The organism is Nitrosophilus sp. (assembly GCF_982775275.1).
On sequence record NZ_CEXZHP010000256.1, the window covers coordinates 1 to 1776 of the forward strand.

3 protein-coding genes are annotated in these 1776 nt (G+C 40.1%); all 3 read right to left on the reverse strand.

Annotated features, from left to right (window positions below; genetic code table 11):
- On the reverse strand, positions 1 to 489 hold a 489-nt coding region (locus AC30RD_RS08975), incomplete at its 3' end, for a response regulator transcription factor (protein WP_489494183.1).
- A complete protein-coding gene (gene pyrC / locus AC30RD_RS08980) occupies positions 479 to 1486 on the reverse strand; it encodes a dihydroorotase (protein WP_489494181.1) in 1008 nt (335 codons plus the stop codon). The genes AC30RD_RS08975 and pyrC, both read right to left, overlap by 11 nt.
- A gap of 80 nt (positions 1487 to 1566) precedes the next feature.
- On the reverse strand, positions 1567 to 1776 hold a 210-nt coding region (locus AC30RD_RS08985; protein WP_489494182.1), incomplete at its 5' end, for a hypothetical protein.

Consider the following 1776-nt stretch of genomic DNA (forward strand, 5'->3'; position numbering starts at 1 on the left):
CGCGATGGCCCTCGGCCTAATGGTCTCATATAATTTTGAAAGTTCAAGCTCTTTATTATCGTAGAGTATCCTTTGATGAACCTTGTCGTGGGAGAGTTTGCCCACCTCCATAAAAGGTTCTTTTTTTAAACGCCGAAAAAGTGCTTCTATGCGTAATAAAAGTTCATCGTTATCAAAAGGTTTACTCAGGTAATCATCACAGCCACTCTTAAAAGCCTCTTGAAGCTTGCTTTTGTCTTTATGTGAAGTAAGGAAAAAAGCGGGCGTATCATCCTCTGCAACACGCAACTCCCGAAGCAAAGAGATACCGTCAATCAAAGGCACATTGATATCTAAAAGATACAAATCAAACTTTGCCTTGTAGGTAGCATCGAGTGCATCAGATCCGTTGGTTACATAACACACCTCATACCCTGCATCTTCAAGCAAATCAACAAGTGTCTCCCCAAAGAGTATATCATCCTCAAGGAGTAAAATTTTAATCGACACTCTCAATAGCCCAGTTGAGTGTTTCACCCGCATACATAGGTACAACACCCCCATAATTTTGAGGTACCACAAAAGGTCGCCTCTCTAGTGTCACCTCTTTAAATTCAGGGCATATCCCATAAATACGCTGTGCATTGTCACTTACAAAATCTTGCAAATTCTCAAGTTTATCATACTGTTCAAATATCTCACACAAAAGCTGTAATGCTATAGGCGCGCTAAAAACACCCGCAGCGCAGCCACACGACTCTTTTTTATGTTGCGGATGGGGAGCAGAATCACTTCCAAACATCACTTTGGGGTGTGCCTCAAGGGCAATACTCAACAAAGCATCCAAATCTTCAGGTCGTTTGGCAATCGGTTTGCAAAACAGATGGGGTTGCATCATACCCCCTATAACATCATCAAGAGTCAGTAAAAGATGGTGTACTGTTATAGTGGCGTAGAGGTTGTCATACTTATCAAGCATATCTACTGCCGCTTTCGTTGTTATATGTTCCATGATAATTTTAAGATTTGGAAAGTTTTTTGCAAGCATCTCATAGATACCCATAAACTCCGCCTCTCTATCCATCACAAAACCATCTGTTTCCCCATGAACACACAAAGGGATCTCCAAAGCGCTCATGGTTTCAAGTGTTTCACGCATCTGCTCTATATCAAAAGAATCCACACCACCTTCTGAGTTGGTTGTAATACCCGCAGGGTAAAGCTTAATGGCACTTATCTCCTCTGCAACATCTACTAAAAAATCTTTGGTGTAGTTTTGGTAAAAAAGTGTCATATAAGGTTCAAAGTAGTCATTGGGTACTGCTGCCATAATACGGTCTCTGTAGGCAATAACATCCTCTTTTGTTGTAACAGGCGGCACAAGATTTGGCATAACAATAGCACCGCTAAAGCTGTAAGCAGAAAGGGGTGCTACATTTTCAAGCATAAGAGCATCACGCAGATGCAGGTGCATATCAAGCGGCATTAAAAGGGTATGGGTTTTCATAAAAATTCCTTCAATTATAGTGAGGGAATTATATCAGGTTTGTGTTTAAAGACTCCAAAATTGTAGCTTCTACACACAAACTATCTCTTCTCAATAATATCGTTTATATATTTTGGTTTTGTGTTAGAGATGGAGAGAATCACCTCTTTTTCAACATTTTTTGCCACTTTACCGGCGGCTATAAGTTCAAGAAGTTTATGCACACGCTGTTCCTCAAGCTCTTTTTCTTTTAAAAACTGTTCATGTCTGAGTTTCTCTTCGTGCATCTTCTTTTTAAGCTCTCTGTTTTT

What these genes read in the sequence shown, in the direction of transcription:
- pyrC (WP_489494181.1), bottom strand. Translation starts at nt 1,486, where the DNA reads ATGAAAACCCATACCCTTTTAATGCCGCTTGATATGCACCTGCATCTG.